The sequence below is a fragment of the Micromonospora sp. NPDC002717 genome (genome assembly GCF_040295705.1).
Taxonomy (GTDB): Bacteria; Actinomycetota; Actinomycetes; order Mycobacteriales; family Micromonosporaceae; genus Micromonospora.
Genome location: NZ_JBEOVW010000021.1, coordinates 40,440 through 60,445, shown reverse-complemented (window position 1 = coordinate 60,445; position 20,006 = coordinate 40,440). Strand labels below are relative to the sequence as shown.

Here is a 20,006-nt window from a genome sequence, read left to right as displayed (position 1 = left end):
ATCGGAGATTCGCTCAACATGACGAGGATCGCCATCGTCGGCATGGCATGCAGGTATCCGGATGCGACCTCCCCGAAGGAGCTGTGGGAGAACTCCGTCGCCGGCCGGCGGGCCTTCCGCCGACTGCCCGACAGCCGGATGAGGCTCGCCGACTACTGGTCGGCCGATCCCGCCGCGCCCGACCGCTTCTACGCCCGCAACGCCGCCCTACTGGAAGGCTGGGAATTCGACCGGATCGCGTTCAAGGTCGCGGGCAGTACGTTCCGCTCCACCGACCTGACGCACTGGCTGGCGCTCGACGTCGCCGCCGCGGCGTTGGCCGACGCCGGATTCCCCATGGGCGCGGGCCTACCGCACGAACGGACCGGCGTGGTTGTCGGGAACAGCCTCACCGGTGAGTTCTCCCGCGCCAACCAGCTCCGGCTGCGATGGCCCTATGTCCGCCGGGTGCTCGCCTCCGCGTTGACCGACGCGGACTGGAACGAGCAGCGCCTGGCGGACTTCCTCGACCGTGTCGAGGCCGACTACAAGCGGCCCTTTCCGCCCATCGACGAGGACACCCTCGCCGGAGCCCTCTCCAACACCATCGCCGGCCGCATCTGCAACCACTTCGACCTCCAGGGTGGCGGCTACACCGTGGACGGCGCCTGCTCCTCCTCACTGCTGTCGGTCATCACCGCCTGCCGTTCCCTGGTCGACGGCGACATCGACGTGGCACTCGCGGGCGGGGTCGACCTCTCGATCGACCCCTTCGAGATCATCGGCTTCGCCAAGACCGGAGCACTCGCCACCGGCGAGATGCGGGTGTACGACCGCGACTCGAGCGGGTTCTGGCCGGGTGAGGGCTGCGGGATGGTCGTGCTGATGCGGGAGGAGGAGGCACGGCGGGCCGGGCACCGCATCTACGCCACCGTGGCCGGCTGGGGGATCTCCTCGGACGGCAGGGGCGGCATCACCCGACCGGAGGCCGACGGCTACCGACTCGCGTTGCAGCGGGCGTACGCGAGGGCGGGGTTCGGGCTGGACACCGTCGCGTTGTTCGAGGGGCACGGCACCGGGACGAAGGTGGGTGACACGACCGAGCTGTCCGCCCTGTCCCAGGCACGGCGGAAGGCCGCCCCGGACGCGGCTCCGGCCGTGATCAGCTCGATCAAGGCGATGATCGGCCACACCAAGGCGGCAGCCGGGCTGGCCGGCCTGATCAAGGCCACCATGGCGGTACACCATGAGGTGCTGCCTCCGGCGCTCAGCTGCCCGCAACCGCACGAGCTGCTCACCGCGCCCGACCGGGCCCTGCGGGTGCTCTCCGAGGCCGAGCCGTGGCCGGCCGACGCCCCGGTGCGCGCCGGCATCACCGCCATGGGCTTCGGCGGCATCAACACCCACGTGGTGCTGGACAAGCCGGGTGCCCGGCGGCCGCGGCACCTGGACACGCGGACGGTCGCACTCGCCGCAGGGGCACAGGACGCCGAGCTGCTCGTGCTGGACGGCATGTCCTGGACGGCACTGCGGGAGCGCGTGGAGCAGGTCGCCGGGTTCGCCGGAGCCGCGTCGTACGCCCAGCTCACCGATCTGGCCGTGGCATTGCGGAACGACCTGCGTGACCTGCCGTACCGGGCGGCCGTTGTCGTCACCGCCCCCGAGGACGCCGAACACCAGCTCCGCCGCATCCTCGACGCCATCGACGCGGGGGAGACCTCCCTGACGTCGGGATTGGACCGCGCGTTCCTCGGTCGCGTCGGTGGTCGTGGCCGGATCGGCTACCTCTTCCCCGGCCAGGGATCAGGCACCGGCGTCAGCGGTGGAGCGCTGCGGCGCCGGCTCCCGGCCCTGGATGCCGTGTACCGGCTCGCGGCGCTGCCGTCCGACGGGGACACGATCGCAACCGAGGTCGCACAGCCACGCATCGTCACCGGCTCCGTCGCCGGCCTGTCCGCGCTGTCGACGTTCGGCATCGACGCCACCGTGGCGCTCGGCCACAGCCTCGGTGAGCTGACCGCGCTGCACTGGGCCGGCGTCATGGACGAGTCCACCCTGCTGCGGCTGGCCGGAGCGCGGGGCCGTGCCATGGCGCGGCACAGTGCGTCGGGCACGATGGCGGGGATCGCCGCCCCACCGGAGGTCGTCGCCCGGCTCGTCGGCGACCTCCCGGTCGTCGTCAGCGGATACAACGGCCCCGGCCAGACGGTCGTCTCCGGCGTGGCGGCCGCCGTCGAGGACGTCTGTCGCCGAGCCGTGGCCAGCGGCGTCGCGGCGGTGCCGCTCGCGGTCTCCCACGCGTTCCACTCGCCGTTGGTCGCGCCGGCCGCCGACGCGTTCGCCGCCGAGCTGATCGGTGTCGAGCTCGGCACCGTCGACCGGCGCGTCGTCTCGACCGTCACGGGCGAGCTGCTGCCCGCGTCGACGGACGTGGTGTCACATCTGCACCGGCAGATCACCGAACCGGTCAGGTTCAGCCAGGCAGTCGCCGCCGCGGCCGAGGAGGTCGACCTCTTCGTGGAGGTCGGACCCGGCCGGGTGCTCGCCGGTCTCGCCGCCGGCGTCACCGACGTCCCGGCGGTGTCGCTCGACACCGACGACGAGTCGCTGGCGAGCCTGCTGAGAGTGGTCGCCGCGGCGTACGTCCATGGGGCCGCCGAGATCCCCGAGCGGTTGTTCGAGGACCGTCTGGCTCGGCCGATCGACATTGGTGCGCCTGCCGCGGTCCTGAGCAGCCCCTGCGAGGCCGCCCCGCTCACCGACGCCACCGGGGGCCAGGGCGCCACCGTCGTGGAGCCTTCGGCTGCCCCCGCCGCCGCGGCGTGGGCGGTGGACCCGGTGCCGACGGACCCCGCAGCCGCTCCGGCGGAGGCGACGCTGGACCTGCTGCGTCGGATGGCCGCCGCCCGGGCCGAGCTTCCGCTGGAGATGGTGCGTCCGGACAGTCGCCTCCTGGACGACCTGCACCTTAGCTCCATCACCGTCGGGCACGTCGTCAACGAGGCGGCCGAGCGGCTGGGCGTGCCGGCGGCGCGTACCCCGATGAACTTCGCGACCGCGTCGGTCCGTGAACTCGCCGAGACGCTCGACGAGTTGCGGGCGAGCGCGGGGGAGGGCGCTGCGGAGGAGGCCCCGCCGGTGGCCGGAGCGGCCAGCTGGGCCCGGGCCTGGAGCGTCGACCTCGAGCCGGCGCCGGCGCCCGACCCGGTGGAACCTGTCGGTGCCGGCCCCTGGCGCCGGTACGCCCGAGCGGACCACCCGTTCGCCGCGGCCCTCGCCGAGCGGCTGGAGAGCGCCGAGGTGGGCCCCGGGGTGCTGGTCTGCCTGCCAGCGCAGTGCACGCCGGCCGACCTCGAACTCGCTCTCCACGGTGCGCAGGAGGCGCTGACCGGCGACGCGGGCACGAGGTTCGTGCTCGTGCAGCACGGCCGCGGGGCGGCGGGCCTGGCCAAGACCCTGCGGCTGGAGGCGCCCCACCTGCGGGTGACGATCGTGCACCTGCCGCCCGCCGCCGACGGGGTGGACCACGTCGTCGAGGAGGTCCGTGGCACCGACGGGTACGTCGAGGCGTACTACGACCACGACGGGGTCCGGCGGCTGCCGACGCTGCGCGCCATGCCCGTGCGGCCCGACAGTTCCGACCCGCCCGTCGACGAGTCGGACGTGCTGCTCGTCACCGGCGGCGGCAAGGGGATCACCGCCGAGTGCGCGCTGGCGGTGGCCGTGGACACCGGGGCCCGGGTCGCACTCCTCGGCCGGTCGGATCCGGCGGAGGACGCCGAGTTGGCGGCGAACCTGGAGCGGTTGGCGCACCACGGCGTGACGGCGCACTACGTCCGGGCGGACGTCACCGACCCCGCCCAGGTCCGTGACGCGGTCGACGAGGTCCGCCGGGTGCTCGGTCCGGTGACCGCCGTCCTGCACGGGGCGGGGATCAACGAGCCGGCGGCGCTGGGGAACCTCGACGTCGCCGCGCTACAGCGCGCCTTCGCCCCGAAGGTCGACGGGCTGCAGGCCGTGCTGGACGCCGTCGAGACGCGGAACCTGCGACTGTTGGTCACCCTCGGCAGCATCATCGGCCGCGCCGGCCTACGGGGCGAGGCGCACTACGCGACGGCGAACGAGTGGCTGGCCGAGCTGACCCGTGCCGTCGGCGCGGAGCATCCCGGGTGCCGCAGCGTGTGTCTCGAATGGTCCGTCTGGTCGGGCGTGGGGATGGGCGAGCGGCTGTCGGTCGTGGAGAGCCTGGCCCGCGAGGGTGTCACGCCGATCACCCCCACACAGGGGGTCGAGCTGCTGCGTCGCCTGCTCACGGATCCTGCCGTGCCCCCCGTCGTGGTGATCAGCGGACGCACCTCCGGGATCGACACGCTCGGCTACGAGCAGGTGCAGCTACCGCTGCTGCGGTTCCTGGAGCGGTCACTGGTCCACTACCCCGGCGTGGAGCTCGTGACGGAGGTGGAGCTGAGCCCGGGCAGCGACCTGTACCTGCCGGATCACCGTCTCGACGGCAACCTGCTCTTCCCCGCGGTCCTCGGCATGGAGGCGATGGCCCAGGTGGCGTCGGCGCTCACCGGCCGGTCGTCGGTGCCCGTCATCGAGAACGCGGAGTTCCTCCGGCCGATCGTCGTACCGCTCGACGGCACGACCCAGATCCGCGTCGCCGCGGTCGTCACGGACACCGAGGTGGTGGACGTGGTGATCCACAGCAGCGAGACCCGGTTCTCCGCCGAACACTTCCGGGCACGTCTGCGCTACGACGACCGACCTGCGCCCGACGGCCCGCCCGCTCCTGGCCCGGTCGGGCTACCGGCCGTGTCGCTGCGTCCGGCGGAGGACCTCTACGGCGACCTCCTGTTCCAGGGCGAGCGATTCCAACGGGTCCTGCGGTACCACCGGGCGGCGGCCCTCGAGGTCGACGCCGACCTCGCGATGGCGTCGGTGGACTGGTTCGCGCCCTTCCATCCGAGCACGCTGGTGCTCGGTGACCCCGGGATCCGGGACGCGCTCATGCACGGCAACCAGGTCTGCGTGCCGCACGCCACGTTGCTGCCGATCGGCGTCGACCGGATCCACCCCGCCGGCGGGCCGGTCGAGCCGGGCGAGTTCAGGTACTGCGCCATCGAACGCTGGCGTGACGGCGACACGTACGTCTACGACGTGGCGTTGCGGTCCGCGGGCGGGACCGTCGTCGAACGCTGGGAGGGGCTGCGCCTGCGCGCCGTCCGCAAGACGGACGGACAGGGGCCCTGGGTGCCCGCGCTGCTGGGCCCGTACCTGCAGCGCGCTGTCGCCGACGTGACCGGTGCCGGGATGGCTGTCGCCGTGGTGCCCGACGACGAGTCGGCCGGCGGTGACCTCCGGGCGCTGCGCCGGTCGCGTTCGGCCCGGGCGTTGGCGCACGCCGCCGGACGGGTGATCCCGGTGCGGTACCGGAGCGACGGCCGGCCGGAGATCGACGGCGGCCAGGACGTGTCCTTCGCTCACGGGGCGGGGGTGACCGTCTGCGCGTTGGCGCCCTCGGTGGTCGCGTGCGACGTGGAGCCGGTGGCGTTTCGGTCGCCGGTCGAGTGGCGTGGCCTGCTCGGTGCGCACGCCGAGCTGCTGCCGTTGCTGACCGAACCGGAGACGGGTGAGGACCGGGACGTGGCGGCGACCCGTGTGTGGGTGGCGATGGAGTGCCTGCAGAAGGCGGGCGAACCGCCGGTCGCTGCCCTGACCGTCCTGCCGGTCGAGCAGCCCGGCTGGGTCGCCCTCAGTGCCGGGCGGTTCACCGTCGCGACCTTCGTCACGACGCTGCGCGACCGACCGGAACCGGTGGTGTTCGGCCTGTTGAGCAGGGAGGACCGATAGCATGTCGCGCTATTTCGAGTACCGGCACGTGGTCGGATTCGAGGAGACCAACCTTGTCGGCAACGTCTACTACGTCAACTACCTGCGCTGGCAGGGCAGGTGCCGGGAGTTGTTCCTCCGGGAACGGGCGCCCCAGGTGCTGGACGACCTGCAGGCCGATCTGAAGCTGTTCACCCTGCGGGTCGACTGCGAGTTCTTCGCGGAGCTGGCCCTCTTCGACGAGCTGTCCATCAGGATGCGGCTGGTCGACCTCGCGCAGACCCAGGTGGAGTTCGGATTCGACTACGTGCGCCTGGACGCCACGGGCGCCGAGACACTGGTGGCCCGGGGCATGCAGCGGGTCGCCTGTATGCGCGGACCGAACACGCGGACCGTGCCGACGCGGGTGCCGGATCCGCTCGTCCGGGCGCTGACGCCCTTCACGGCCCGGGGGGACGCGTGATGGCCGCGCCGGACGGTGACCGGGGTGGCCTGCCGACGAGGGACGGGACGGACACCCGGCGCGCGCTGCGACGCGTCTTCGGCACCTTCGCCACCGGCGTGACGGTGATGACCGTCGGCGGGGACGAGCCGCACGGGATGACCGCCAACTCGTTCACGTCGGTCTCGCTCGACCCGCCGCTGGTGCTCGTCTGTGTCGACCGGACCACGATCATGCACCGCTTCCTCGATACGGCGGCGTACTTCGGCATCTCGGTCCTCGCCGCCGGCCATGCGGGGCTCGCGCGCTACTTCGCCGACTCGCGCCGTCCGGTGGGACCGGCGGAGTTCGCGCAGGTCGCCGCGATCGCGGGAGAGCGGACCGGGGTGCCGTTGATCCCGGACGCCCTCGCCTGGTTCGAGTGTGAGCAGTGGCGGCGCTACGACGGAGGAGATCACACGATCGTGGTGGGCCGGCTGCTGTCGACGGCCCTGCCCGGAGAGGACGAGGCCCTGCTGTTCCACCGGGGACGGCTCCGACCTGTCGGCCCCGATCTGGAGGTCCCGTCATGACGCTGCTGCACGACCGGCTGCTGTCCCCGCCCGGTCCGCCCCGACGCGCCGCCCTGCGCATGCTGGCCGTCATGGCTCGGGACCGGCTGGGCATGATCAGTGACGCGATCGCGCTGTACGGGGACGCGGTCCGGCTGCCCGTGGGGCACAAGAGCCTGCACATCTTCAACCGGCCCGACCACGCGAAGCACGTCCTGGCCGACAGCAGCGACAACTACCGCAAGGGGATCGGCCTGGTCCACGCGCGGCGGGCGCTGGGCGACGGCCTGCTGACCAGCGAGGGCGAGCTGTGGCGCAAGCAGCGCAAGGTGATCCAGCCGGCCTTCCATCCGCGGCGGATGGCGCGGCACGCCGACCTCATCGCCGTCGAGGCCGAGCAGTTGATGGACCGACTCCGGCAGTGGCGCGGCGACGACCCGGTCGACGTGGTGTCCGAGTTCACCGGGCTGACCCTGGGCGTGCTGGGCCGGACCCTGCTCGATGCGGACCTGAGCGCGTTCGGCTCCATCGGGGACGAGTTCGCCGCCGTGCAGGATCAGGCCATGTTCGAGCTCGCCTCGCTCGGATCGGTACCGACCTGGCTACCGCTGCGACGCCAGTTGCGGTTCCGCCGTGCCCGCCGCGAGCTGCAACGGGTGGTCGATCAGTTGGTCGAACAACGGAAGGGCTGGGGGGACGGACATGACGACGTGCTGTCCCGGCTGGTCGCCTCCACCCGGACGGAGGCGGATCCGCGTGTGGCACGGCGCCGGCTCCGGGACGAGCTGGTGACGCTGCTCCTCGCCGGGCACGAGACCACGGCGAGCACCCTGGGCTGGACTCTGTACCTCATCGACAACGAGCCGGAGGTGCGGGAGCGGCTCCGTGAGGAGGCGGACCGGGTCCTCGGCGGCCGCCTGCCGACGTACGAGGACCTGCACCATCTCCGGTACAGCACGATGGTGGTCGAGGAGGCGATGCGGCTGTACCCACCGGTGTGGCTGCTGCCGCGCATGTCCGTGGCGGCCGACGTGGTCGGCGGCTACCACGTCCCCGCCGGGTCCGACGTCGTGATCCTGCCGTACACCCTCCACCGGCACCCGGAGTTCTGGACGCGGCCGGATCGGTTCGACCCGGAGCGGTTCGATCCGGCCCGGGTGCGTGAGCGGCCTCGGTACGCCTACATCCCCTTCGGTGCGGGACCACGCGTCTGCGTCGGCAGCAACCTCGGCATGATGGAGGCCGTGTTCGTGCTGGCCATGATCGCCCGGGAGTTTCGGCTCTCGACGCTGCCCCGTCACCAGGTCGTCCCGGAGCCGATGCTCTCGCTGAGGATCCGGGCCGGGCTGCCGATGCTGGTGAGCGGGGTGGGCGCGATGGCGTGACGACGCTCCTGTTCCTGGCGCAGCCTCAGCACCGCCTGCGGCGGCAGGTCGAGGAGCGAGAGCAGGGCCGGCGGGTCGAAGTCCCGCGGCGGGCGCACGGTCATCTCCGTCGCCTGGATGCTGCCGCCCCCGGCGATCCGGACCGGGCCGTATCGGGCCACCGCGGTGACCTGATCGATTTGGTCCGGGTCGCTCGCCGCAACGTTGCGGCCCCTCAGGGAGTGCGCGATGAGGTACCACGACCCGGGGGTGACCCCAGAGAGCTGGTACGGGCCGGGACGATCCATGACGGCCCAGCTGGCCGGCCGTCCCTCGGCGATGGCGTCGGGGAACAGCCCGATGAAGATCGGCGCGGCGAAGCGCGGGCAGAACGTCCGTACCTCGCCGGTGATGGTGGCGCCGCCCGTCCTCGCCGGGGTGGTCTGCTCCGTCGGCAGCGCCTGTGGATAGCGGTGGCGCCGGTACGCCGCAGGAGATATGCCGACACTGCGGTGGAACCGCGAGCTGAAGGTGCCGAGGCTGGTGTAGCCGACCGACGTGCTGATTGCCGCCACCGTCAGCGAGGTGCTGATGAGTAGCCGTTTGGCCTCCTGGATACGGATGGCCGCGAGGAACCGGCCCGGTGATATGCCGGTGAGTCGCCGGAAGAGCCGCGAGAAGTGATATCGGCTGAACATGGCCGCGGTCGCCAGGTCGTCGATCGTCAGGGGCTCGGCGAGCCGTTCTCGCATGGTCCACAACGCACGTCTTACGGCAATCTCGCCTATCAGCATTGCGCCCCCTTCCCAGTGTCGGGGCGCGGCGTTGTCCGACTGCGTCGACAACGCCGCCCGACAGAGTATTTGTATATTAAAAGTGACTATTTAATTTAGGGTTGTCGTTCTTGATCAAGATCTTGCCGCTAGATGTTATCGCCCGGAAATCGTCCAGGCAACCATGTGTCCGGTTTTCGGTCGGCGGAGCGTCGACGAATCGTCACTGACGGTGATGGATAGTTACGCTATCTGCCCCACGAGACTGTTTCCGGTTAGTCGCTGCCAAAAGTGACGGAAGTGGTGCGGCTGTGTGGCCCAGGCTGCGGCGTCGGATGCCAGCAGTGGCCCGACGGGGTCGAGGGGCCGATACCGGCGGTGAGAATGGCCGTGGCGGCGGGGGAGACTGCTCAGGTGAGGGGGTGTGCCCCACCATGCGGACGTAGCGGGCGAAACAGCGAATACACGCTGTTCCTATCGAGTTACGCGAAACGGACGCATGGTGGTGATGACGATGAGGATTCGGGAGTTGAGTAGTCGGTCCGGCCTGTCGGTGCCGACCATCAAATTCTATCTGCGGGAGGGGCTTCTTCCGCCGGGCCAGGCGAGCGCGGTCGGCCGGCAGCTGTACTACGGCGAGCACCATCTGTCGCGGCTGAGTCTGATCCGCATGCTGACCGTCGTCGGCCGGATGAGTCTGGCCTCGGTCCGGGAGGTCCTCCAGGCGGTCGACAATCGGGGGCTGCCCCTCGCCGGGCTCTGCGCGGTGGTCACCGAGGCACTGTTCGCCGAGGACGCCAGTCTGAACCTGGTGCCCGAGCGGCGCGGCGCCGCGGACCGTGTCGACTCCTTCGTGGACGGACTGGGCTGGCGGGTGGCCGACACGTCTCCCGGCCGGCAGACGCTGACGCGGGTGCTCACCGCTCTCGAACGGTTGAGCGGTGACGTCGAGGTGGACATCTTCGTTCCGTACGCCGAGGCCGCGATGCGTCTGGCAGCACTGGAGGCCGCGTCCATGCCGCGGAGCCTGGACTCGGAGCGTGAAGCGGCAACCCTGGTCGCGCGGGCGGTCCTGTTGGAGGCGGCGATGGCGGCGCTGCGCCGAATGGCGCGCGAGCATCTGGTCGGGGTGGCGGGACGGCTCGGCGCCTGAGCGCGGTGTTGAGCCGGACGGTCATGCCCGGGCCGCCACCGGTGCTGGCGGCGGTCGGGGACCCGCCGGCGGCGCCGCCGGCCGGCAATGGGGCGCCGCGAGCCACGACGGCATCGTGCGAGAAGACTCTGGTCGGTTTCCTCGGCCATGATGTTGTTGGTTCGGGCCCACTCCGATAATGCGGTTCGCCGATTGTCGGGCACCCCGCCTCTTGTTTCTCCCCGGAAGGACAACCGTCCCCAGTGGAATAGGTGGACGGCTCGCCGACGATCACCGCCGACAACGCGACACGCGGAACTGATTCGGGTGGCCGTGGCGAAGGTCCTCGTGCGTCGAACGGGGCGGGCGGCGGTGGTCTCGAACCGTCGCAATTCGGCGCAGCGCGCGATGTCGTCGTACCGGCGCTGCCTATTCCGAGGGGGAGCCGTTGGCACCGCAACCGGTTGGCGTTCTGCGCCGACTAATACCCGCGCTCATGGTGCTCGTTCTGTTAGCCGGCTCGTATGCCGTCGCCCGCCTGCCTTCAGCGTCGGAGGCGGACCGGGCGAGGCTGGCGTCGCAGTTCGAGTTCACGGAGCTGCCCATCATCCTGCCGCCCGGGCTGCCCGTGCGTACTGTCCGCGCCGTCAACCCGCAGTATGACCACATCCGGTCATGGGTCTCCTCCGTCGGCGCCGCCATCGCGATCAACGACCTGGACGGTGGCGGCGTGGCCAACGACATGTGCCTGGTCGACACCCGCAGCGACAGCGTGATCGTCACGCCCGCGCCCGGTAGCGGGAACGTCTACCAGCCCTTCGTTCTCGACCCCGCGCCGCTGCCGGTGCACTCGGCGATGGCGCCGATGGGGTGCGTACCCGGTGACTTCAACGAGGACGGCTGGGCCGACCTTCTCGTCTACTACTGGGGCCGGACCCCGGTCCTGTTCATGCACCGCGGCGGACGGGTCGCCTTGAGCCCGGGCAGCTTCCTGCCGACCGAACTCGTCGGCCAGCGTGGCAACGGCAACGGCAACGGGGAGTACGACGGGCAGCTCTGGAACACCAATGCCGTCTCCGTCGCGGACTTCGACGGGGACGGACACGTCGACCTCGGGATCTTCAACTACTTCCCCGACTCCCCGGTGCTTGACCCGGAGGGGCTGGCGGGCGTCCAGATGAACCACTCGATGTCACACGCCCGCAATGCTGGCGGCGCCCACATCCTGCGGTGGACCGCCGCCAGCGGGGGGCAGCGACCGTCGGTCACGTACGAGGAACAGAAGGCCCTGGACCCGGCGGTGGCCACCGGCTGGACGCTGGGGGCGGCCTCGGCCGACCTTGACGGCGATCTCCTGCCCGAGCTGTACCTGGCCAATGACTTCGGTAACGACCGCTTCTTCCACAATCGGTCGGTCCCCGGGCGGATCCGGTTCGAGCTCGTCGAGGGTGAGCGTGATCCCTTCACGCCGAAGTCGCTGGTCCTCGGCCACGACTCGTTCAAGGGCATGTCCATCGAGTTCGGTGACCTGGACGGCAGTGGGCGCTTCGATGCGTTCGTCAGCAACATCACGACGTCCTGGGGGCTTGAGGAGAGCACGTTCGTCTGGCGCAACACGGCCGCCAGTCCGCAGGCGGCCGGGTCGATGATGCGCGACGGCAAAGCCCCGTACGAGAACGTGGCAGCCGAACGCAACCTCGCGTGGTCGGGCTGGGGCTGGGACGCGAAGATGGCGGACTTCGACAACAACGGCGCCGTCGAGGTCGTGCAGACCAACGGCTTCGTCAAGGGCAGCCTGAACCGCTGGGCCTGGCTGCAGGAGTTGGCGATGGCCAACGACCTGATGCTGCGGGATCCCGCGATGTGGCCCAAGGCCGGACCGGGCGACGACATCGCCGGCTCCCAGCCCGTCGCGTTCTGGGTGCCCGAGGGCAACGGCCGGTACGTCAACGTCGGCAGCGAGCTCGGCATGACGGACGACACCCCGAGCCGCGGCGTCGCCGTCGCGGATGTCGACGGCAACGGCAGCCAGGACTTCGCCGTCGCACGGCAGTGGGGACCTCCCACCTTCTACCGCAACACCACCGGCGATCTCGGCGACTTCATCGGCCTGCGGCTGTACCGGCCCGCCGCCGCCGACGACGCGCTCGGCACTCCCGCCTACGGCGCCCAGGTCCGCGTCCGGACCGCGGACGGCCGGATCCGCGTGGCCCAGCTCGACGGGGGTGGCGGGCACTCCGGGAAACGTAGCTTCGAGATCGTGGTCGGACTCGGCGAGATCGGCGACCAGCCGGTCTCGGTCGAGGTGACGTGGCGAGACCTCGACGGCGTCGTCCACGCCCAGACGCAGGAGATGACCCGCGGCTGGCACAGCCTGATGCTCACGGATCAGGTGCGGGAGGTGAGTGGGCGATGAGCACGCAGTCCATCGACAGGCCCGTCGGCTCGGCGGGCCCGCGACGCACCGGCGGTGACCCGCCGCCGCCGAACCCTCCGACCGCGGCGATGGCCCGGGATCCGCGCTACATCGCACTACGCAACTTCGCGATCTCGATGACCGTCTTCAACATCCTCGGCTACACCGTCCTCGGTTTCGAACAGCCGTGGACCTGGCCCATCTTCGCGCTCCTGGTCGGCTACTCGGCGGAGATCCTGATCGAGTGGGTCACCGCTGCCGCGCACCGGCGTCGACCGGAGTTCGCCGGTGGCGGGCTGCGGGGGATGTACACGTTCCTGCTGCCGACACACATCACCGCCCTCGCCGCCAACATGCTCTTGTACGCCAACGACCGCTTCTGGCCCATCGCATTCGCGGTCCTCGTCGCGATCGGTCAGAAGGCGCTGCTCCGTGCGCCCATCAACGGGCGGATGCGGCACTTCATGAATCCGTCCAACCTCGGCATCTCGGCGGCACTGCTGGTGTTCCCGTGGGTGAACGTCGCCCCGCCGTACCACTTCACGGAGCACGTCCCCGATGCGATCAGCATCGTCATCCCGCTCGTCATCATCACCTCCGGCACGGTCCTCAACGCCCTGCTGACCAAGAAGGTGCCGCTCATCCTCGGGTGGGTGGGCGGGTTCGTCATCCAAGCGCTGGTCCGGCACTGGACGCTCGACGTGGCGCTGTGGGGCGCGCTGGTGCCGATGACCGGGGTGGCCTTCGTCCTGTTCACCAACTACATGATCACCGATCCCGGCACCACGCCGACCAAGGGCTGGAACCAGTTCGCCTTCGGTTCCGGCGTCGCCGCGGTCTACGGGATCCTGATCGCCTTCAACGTCGTCTACACGCTGTTCTTCGCTGTCACCATCGTCTGTCTCGTCCGGGGCGTGATGTGGTGGATCATCTGGCTGCGTCGTTCCGCGGGCAGTCGGGCGAGTGCGGCCGGGAGCGTACCGGTGGGTGCACCTGAGAGGGCGTGACGTGACGGCCGGCGGCGGGGCCCGACCGGCCCCATCGCCTTGGCGGCTCGCGAGCGGCCGGCACCTGACGCCGGCCGCTCGTGGGTTGTCGGCCTGCGAGCTGCCAGTCGGCCTGCGGGCCGCCTGGTGGCCACGCCCGGTCGCCTCGGCGCGGGCGATCGGGCGTGGCCGTGGCGTGCCGGCCTCCTCGCTACGGCAAGGCGGGCTATGGCATTTGCCGCCGGCGTGCTGTCTAATAGGACGTTCGGCCCTCATAACGATCTGTCACCGAGCTGTGGCTGAACGTCAGTTGCGCTGAGTGGCGAGTCAGTGGCCCGTACACGTCGCGTTAACACTATCCGTCACCAGTTAACAGGCTGCCGCATGCTTCGCCGTCGATTCGACTTTACGGAGCGTCCACGAGGCGCGGCCACTGTCGGTGACGATTCTCGGTCGTGTTGGCCCCGCCCATGGCGCATGCGCGGCCCCGCAGTCGGGATGCAATTACTCAAGGAATGCGCAACAGGCGTGATTCTGCGCACGGAGCCTTTCTTCAAGCGTGCGGGATTGACAGCACTTTTCAAGATGCCGCGCTCTTCCCGTCCCGAGAGGATTACCGCAATCGCAGGTCGAGGACGTGCGGAGTTCGAAGAGGGAGTGAACGTGCCAGATGGTGGTCACATGTCGACATTCGACACCGTCTCCCGGCCTGCTCCGCCTCGTTCTGGGCGGTCGGGTCGGCAGGTGAGACTGTCCGAAGGGTAGTCATCCGCGGGCTTGGCCGGGCGGGCCGGAGGTCCCGTTCCCGGTGCACCTGTGGTTGACCGCCGACGAGGTGCGGCACGTAGCCCTCGGAAACCGGGATCAGTGCATCCCGGGCCATTTATCGGAATGCGTCCGGGCGTGTTTCGCGCCCTTTTCATGATGGCGACATCGTGGCGTCGTCGGCCTGGGAGACGTGATGAACAATCATTTCGTTGATGCTGTCGAGCGTTCCATAGTCCTGATGCACGAGAACCTCGGTGAGCAGTTGACGGTGGACGACATGGCGCGTGCCGCCATGTTCAGCAAATTCCACTACACTCGGGTCTTTCAGAGGATCACCGGCGTTTCTCCGGGGCGATTCCTGTCGGCCCTGCGGCTCCAGCGTGCGAAGACGTTGCTGCTGTCGACGTCCATGAACGTGGCCGACATCAGCGTGCACGTCGGATACAACAGCGTGGGCACGTTCAGTTCCCGCTTCACCCGCAGCGTCGGCGTCTCGCCGATCGAGTACCGCCGTTGCGGAGGAGCAGTGCCTCGCCTCAGGGCGACAAAGCCCGAACTCGGCGCCGATTCCGCCGACGGCGTGGTGTCCGGAGTGATCTCGGCCTGCTCGCCGGTGGCGCTCGACGCGATCTTTCTGGGCCTCTTCAAGAGTCGGATACCCGAGGGGCAGCCGACGAGTTGCGCCATGCTGTCGGGGCCGGGGCGGTTCGTGCTCGACAGGGTTCCCGAGGGCACGTGGTACCTGCTCTGCCACGGTGTGGGGCCGGGGCGGGGCACTGGCGGCGACGATGACGACGTCTCCCAGTTCGGCAGCCACGGCCCCTTCCGGATCGGACCGGAGCAGAAGAGCCTGGATGTCGTCGTACGGCTCGGTCCCGCCCGCCTCTGCGACCCACCGATGCTGCTCGCACTTCCCGACCCCCGCACCATCGCACCGGTCCGCCGATCGGGATGGGGGGCGGCCCTCGGTCGTGCGGCCTGACGGCACGGGCACCCCGCGGGAGGCCGCGCCGTCGGTGGCGCGCCCGGTGACGGTCCCGGGGCGTCGCCGCCCGCCGCAACACGGGAGATGAGGCCCTCCGGCCGGCCGTGCGATGGTGGCGTGACCATGATCGAGACTTGTCGATGACTTCCTCTGCCGCTGCGGATGAGCCGCTGCGGAGCGCACCCCCTGTCCGGCTCTGCGAGCCGAAAGTCCACAAGGAGGCATGAGTTGACCAACGACCAACCCGGACGTGTCGAGGTGCTCCGTCGAGCATCCGAACTCGTCCCGACCCTGCGGAAGTTCTCGGCGTGGAATGAGGAGAACCGGCGGGTGCACGACGAGGCCGTCGCCGCCCTGACCGACGCCGGCATCTTCCGGCTGCGCACGCCGACGCGGTACGGCGGCTACGAGTGCGACACCCGTACGCTCGTCGACGTCGCCGCGACGCTCGCCCGGGGAGACGGATCGACCGCCTGGACGGCCTCGGTCTACTGGATTCCGACCTGGATGGCGTCTCACTTCCCGGACCACGTCCAGGATCAGGTTTTCGCCAGCCCCGACGCGCGCATCTGCGGAACGCTCAGCCCCAGTGCGATGGCCGCTCCGGCGGAGGGTGGGATCGTCGTCAACGGCAAGTGGGGCTTCATCACCGGCGCCCTGCACAGTCGGTGGCAGGTGATCATCGCGGTGCTGATCGCGCCGGAGGCCGAGCCCATGCCCGTCATCGCGCTGGTCCCCACCGCGGACCTGCACATCATCGACGACTGGCACACGTCGGGGCTGAAGGGCACCGGCAGCGTCAGCACGGTCGCCCAGGACCTCTTCGTGCCGCAGGACCGCTTCCTGCCGCTGGGCGCGGTGCTGCAGGGACAGGGCGCGTCGCAGGCCAACGCCGCCAGCGGGATCTACCAGGTGCCGCTGCTTCCGGTGGCCTCCGCGTCGTCGGTGGGTGTCGCGCTCGGCCTCGCCAGGGCCGCCATGGACGTGTTCACCCAGCGGCTCGACGACCGCAAGATCACCTACACCGACTACGCCAGCCAGCGCGAGGCGCCCATCACGCACCTCCAGCTCGCCGAGGCGGCCATGCTGATCGACGAGGCGGAGTTCCACGCGCACCGGCTCGCCGGAACCGTGGACCGGAAGGCGACCGAGCGGGCGGAGTGGACGATGCCGGAGCGGGTGCTGGCGCGGGCCGACATGGGCGCGGCCGTCCGACGCTCCCAGGAGGCGGTCGAGGTCCTGGCCAACGCCAGCGGCGGCTCCTCCATCCACCTCGACAACCCGATGCAGCGTATCCGCCGGGACATCCAGGCGCTGAGCCTGCACGCGCTCATGCACCCGGACACCAACGCGGAACTGTACGGCCGCCTGCTCAGCGGGCTGGGGCCGAACACCCTCTACGTCTGACCAACACTGTCCACAACAGCAGGAGGAGACCACCGTGTCCGCAACCAGCCAGAGTTTCCGTGCCAGCCCGGCCGACCACGCCGCGATCGCGGCGCTACCGAGCAGGATCGTGGCGGCGTGGGCCGAGCACGACGCCGAGGCCTTCGGGGCGGTCTTCGTCGAAGACGGCACCATGATCCTGCCGGGCCTGTTCCTGACGGGCCGCGACGCCATCGTCGCCTTCATGCGGGAGGCGTTCGCGGGCCCGTACCAGGGCACGCGAGTCACGGGCCAGCCCATCAACGTCCGCTTCCTCGACGGCGAGGTCGCCATCGTGCTCACCGAGGGTGGTGTGCTCGCGCCCGGCGAGACGACCGTCGCGAAGGAACACGCCGTCCGCGCGTCCTGGCTGATGGTGAAGCGCGACGGCGCCTGGCTCCTGGCCGCCTATCAGAACAGCCCCAGCGAAGGCGCCTGACGGCGCTCCAGCCACAGCCACCGCGCGCTTCTCGGTCCAGGCCGGGATCCGCGTGGTGGCTGTCCGCTGCGCATCGGCGTTCGACATCGCGGTGGAGCGCAGCGGCGTTCCACGTCGGCGCGGGCCACCGCGCCGGGCTCCCGGACCGCCGTCCCGACACGCGAAGAGGGGGCGGCTGCCGCCCGCCCCCTCGTGCACCTGCCGACACCAGTCATCTACTGCCGTCAGGGCTATCTCTATTGAAGTGGATCAATTAGGCCGGTTCACCTTCCACAGTGCGGGACCCCCGAGCCCGTGCCGGGCGGACGTGCGCCGCGGCCGCGGCGTCGACCTCGACCGAGCGCCGAGACCTCCGGGCACGGGGGGAGGTGTCGGCGCCGCGTCGTGATGGCAGGGTCGCCTCAGGCGCGCTGACGGTGCGACGGGCCGCGCGGTGGACCAGCCCGAGCCGTCCCACAAGCGCCGCGAGGAGACCTCGGAGGAACGATGGACGCCACGTCACGCAGAGCTGGCTCCGCCGCCTGGCGGGACGCTGACCGGTCCGGCGTGACCGGCCCCAGCCGGCGCCGCGCGCAGGCAATCACCGTGCGCCCGGCCGGGCGGACCGGACGTGGGCTCCAGGAGGGCCGGCGGTGACCTCGGCGACGTACGACGTCGAGCGGGTGCGAGCCGATTTCCCGATACTGGGCCGCCAGGTCAACGGGCGCGACCTCGTCTATCTGGACTCGGCCAGCAGCTCCCAGGCGCCCAGGCAGGTGCTCGACGCGCTGCATCGGCACCACCGCGGGCACCACGCCAACGTCGGACGCGCCTCGCACACCCTGGCGGCGCAGGCCGGCGCCGCCTACGAGGCCGCCCGGGCGAAGGTGGCCGCGTTCGTGGGCGCCCGGACCGAGGAGCTCGTCTTCACCCGGAACGCGACCGAGGCGATCAACCTCGTGGCACACGCCTTCGTCCCCCGCGACTCCCGACAGCCGGGAGACCCCCGGTTCCGGCTGGGACCCGGTGACGAGGTCGTCGTCACCGAGATGGAGCACCACTCGAACCTCGTGCCGTGGCAGCTGCTGTGCCGGCGCACCGGAGCCACCCTGCGGTGGATCCCCCTGACCGGGGACGGGCACCTGGACCTGTCCTGTCTCGAGACGGTGGTCAACGCGCGGACGAGGCTGGTCTCCTGGGTGCACGTGTCGAACATCCTCGGCACCGTCAACCCGACCCGCGAGATCGTGGACCGGGCTCGTGCGGTCGGCGCGCTGACGCTGCTGGACGGGTCCCAGTCGGTCCCGCACCGCCCCGTCGACGTCGGGGCGCTCGACGTGGACTTCCTCGCCTTCACCGGGCACAAGATGTGCGGGCCGACCGGAATCGGCGCGTTGTGGGGGCGGGGAGAGCTGCTCGACGCCGTACCACCGCTGCTCGCCGGCGGCGGCATGGTGGCGGCCGTCGAGCTGACGGAGTCGACCTTCCTGCCGGTCCCGGCGAGGTTCGAGGCGGGCACGCCGCCCATCGTGCAGGCGATCGGGCTCGGCGCGGCGGTGGACTACCTCGGCGCGGTCGGCATGGCAGCCGTACGTCGTCACGAGCGGGACCTCACCGCGTACGCCTTGGGTGTTCTCGACGGGGTGACGGGCCTGCGGATTCTCGGGCCAGGGAATCCGGCGGACCGTGGGGGAGTCATCTCCTTCGTTCTCGACGGCTTCGAGCCCGCCGAGGTGGGCCGGTACCTGGACCTGCATGGCATCCAGGTGCGCGTCGGCCGGCACTGCGCGGCCCCGGTCTGTCGGCGGTACGGCCTGTCGGGCACGGTCCGTGTGTCGGTTCATCTCTACAACACCCGCGCCGAGATCGACTTCCTGGCGGCCGTCCTGCTGGGCATGGGCAGCGGTCGCTGACCCCACCGGGCCCGCCGGCGGTGCCGCCGGGCCCCGCACAGCGAGAGGTGCCGGCAGCCCGAGGCCGTCGTGATGATTGATCCACGATGCGGATCCGGATTTGGTGCAGGCACCGTCCGGCGGTAGAAGGCTGGGGACGCGATGGGCGAGATGTGCCGGATACCGGGCGGTGCGTTCCGGCAGGGGAGTCCGGACTGGGTGATCGACTGGCTCGAGGCGGCCGACCAACCGCTGCCCCGGCTGTGGTTCGCCGACGAGACACCGCAGGTGACCACCGTCGTCAAGCCGTTCCGCATCGACCGGTTCCCGGTCACCGTCGGCGAATACGCCCGGTTCGTGCGGGACACCGGCTACCGGACCGAGGCGGAGCGGCGGGGCTTCGGCCTGGTCTACACGGAGCAGGGCTGGATCGAGCGCGAAGGGGTCACCTGGTGTGCTCCGGGCGGCCCGGGCACCGGAGACCCCGACTTCGACGACCATCCCGTCGTCCACGTCTCGTGGCGTGACGCGAACGAGTTCGCCCGCTGGTCCGGTCGGCGGCTGCCCACGGAGGCCGAGTGGGAGTTCGCCGCCCGGGGACCCGACTTCCGAATCTGGCCCTGGGGCGACGAGTGGGACGTCGAAGCCGCCAACACCGCGGAGTTGCACGCCGGTCCGCTGCACTCGTTGTCGGCGTGGCAGGAGTGGTGGCGGGCCGAGTGCGAACGGATCGGGCCGGTTCCCCGTACGTCCCCGGTCGGGTCCTTCCGTGGTCGTGGCGACAGCCCTTTCGGCTGTGCGGACATGGCCGGCAACGTCTACGAGTGGACCTCGACGCTGTCGCGCCTCTACGACGACAGCACCCGGTGCGACCCGACGGTGCGGATGGCGATGGGCAGGTACCGCGTCATCCGTGGCGGCTCGTGGATGAACTTCCGCTACCAGGTCAGGTGCAGCGAGCGCATGCACGGGGACCCCGATGGATGGTCCAGCTTCGCGCACGGCTTCCGCTGCGCCTCCGACGTCTAGATTCGAGGAGACAC

At 70.6% G+C, this 20,006-nt stretch carries 13 protein-coding genes; 12 read left to right on the top strand and 1 reads right to left on the bottom strand.

From position 1 onward, the window contains the following. Positions 1–18 precede the first annotated feature (18 nt). From ABT006_RS25980 to ABT006_RS25965, 4 genes are read left to right on the top strand one after another with little or no spacing between them, the layout of a single operon-like run. Positions 19–5,832: a type I polyketide synthase gene (locus ABT006_RS25980; RefSeq protein ID WP_350710470.1), complete on the top strand. Its 5,814-nt coding sequence runs from the start codon at positions 19–21 to the stop codon at positions 5,830–5,832. 1 nt (position 5,833) lies between these two features. Beyond that, positions 5,834–6,274 (top strand): acyl-CoA thioesterase, encoded by a 441-nt coding sequence (locus tag ABT006_RS25975; protein WP_350710468.1) that lies wholly within the window; start codon positions 5,834–5,836, stop codon positions 6,272–6,274. Then, positions 6,274–6,825: a flavin reductase family protein gene (locus ABT006_RS25970; protein ID WP_350710466.1), complete on the top strand. Its 552-nt coding sequence runs from the start codon at positions 6,274–6,276 to the stop codon at positions 6,823–6,825. Before ABT006_RS25975 ends, ABT006_RS25970 begins: the two co-directional genes overlap by 1 nt. Continuing rightward, entirely contained in the window at positions 6,822–8,189 is a 1,368-nt protein-coding gene (locus ABT006_RS25965) for a cytochrome P450 (RefSeq protein WP_350710465.1), read from the top strand. The genes ABT006_RS25970 and ABT006_RS25965 overlap by 4 nt, the downstream gene beginning before the upstream one ends. Here the strand turns inward: ABT006_RS25965 and ABT006_RS25960 are convergent. Beyond that, entirely contained in the window at positions 8,102–8,920 is an 819-nt protein-coding gene (locus tag ABT006_RS25960; RefSeq protein WP_350710463.1) for a helix-turn-helix domain-containing protein, read from the bottom strand. The two genes, ABT006_RS25965 and ABT006_RS25960, sit on opposite strands and share 88 nt — an antisense overlap. A 520-nt stretch (positions 8,921–9,440) precedes the next feature. Here ABT006_RS25960 and ABT006_RS25955 point away from each other — a divergent pair. From ABT006_RS25955 to ABT006_RS25920, 8 genes are all read left to right on the top strand, one after another. Beyond that, positions 9,441–10,094, top strand: a complete 654-nt coding sequence (locus tag ABT006_RS25955; RefSeq protein ID WP_350710461.1) for a MerR family transcriptional regulator — start codon at positions 9,441–9,443, stop codon at positions 10,092–10,094. A gap of 475 nt (positions 10,095–10,569) precedes the next feature. Further along, positions 10,570–12,489, top strand: coding sequence for a CRTAC1 family protein (locus ABT006_RS25950; protein WP_350710546.1), 1,920 nt, complete (start codon positions 10,570–10,572; stop codon positions 12,487–12,489). Further along, complete coding sequence (locus ABT006_RS25945) at positions 12,486–13,496, top strand: enediyne biosynthesis protein (protein WP_466024515.1); 1,011 nt, start codon at positions 12,486–12,488, stop codon at positions 13,494–13,496. Before ABT006_RS25950 ends, ABT006_RS25945 begins: the two co-directional genes overlap by 4 nt. A 940-nt stretch (positions 13,497–14,436) precedes the next feature. Continuing rightward, positions 14,437–15,225: a helix-turn-helix domain-containing protein gene (locus tag ABT006_RS25940; protein WP_350710459.1), complete on the top strand. Its 789-nt coding sequence runs from the start codon at positions 14,437–14,439 to the stop codon at positions 15,223–15,225. A 231-nt stretch (positions 15,226–15,456) separates the two neighbouring features. Then, on the top strand, positions 15,457–16,635 hold the full coding sequence (locus tag ABT006_RS25935) for an acyl-CoA dehydrogenase family protein (RefSeq protein WP_350710457.1): 1,179 nt from the start codon (positions 15,457–15,459) through the stop codon (positions 16,633–16,635). A gap of 34 nt (positions 16,636–16,669) precedes the next feature. After that, positions 16,670–17,092, top strand: coding sequence for an SgcJ/EcaC family oxidoreductase (locus ABT006_RS25930; RefSeq protein ID WP_350710456.1), 423 nt, complete (start codon positions 16,670–16,672; stop codon positions 17,090–17,092). Between the two features lie 632 nt (positions 17,093–17,724). Further along, on the top strand, positions 17,725–18,984 hold the full coding sequence (locus ABT006_RS25925) for an aminotransferase class V-fold PLP-dependent enzyme (RefSeq protein WP_350710454.1): 1,260 nt from the start codon (positions 17,725–17,727) through the stop codon (positions 18,982–18,984). Positions 18,985–19,125: 141 nt separating this feature from the next. Continuing rightward, positions 19,126–19,992, top strand: coding sequence for a formylglycine-generating enzyme family protein (locus tag ABT006_RS25920; RefSeq protein ID WP_350710452.1), 867 nt, complete (start codon positions 19,126–19,128; stop codon positions 19,990–19,992). Positions 19,993–20,006: the final 14 nt, after the last annotated feature.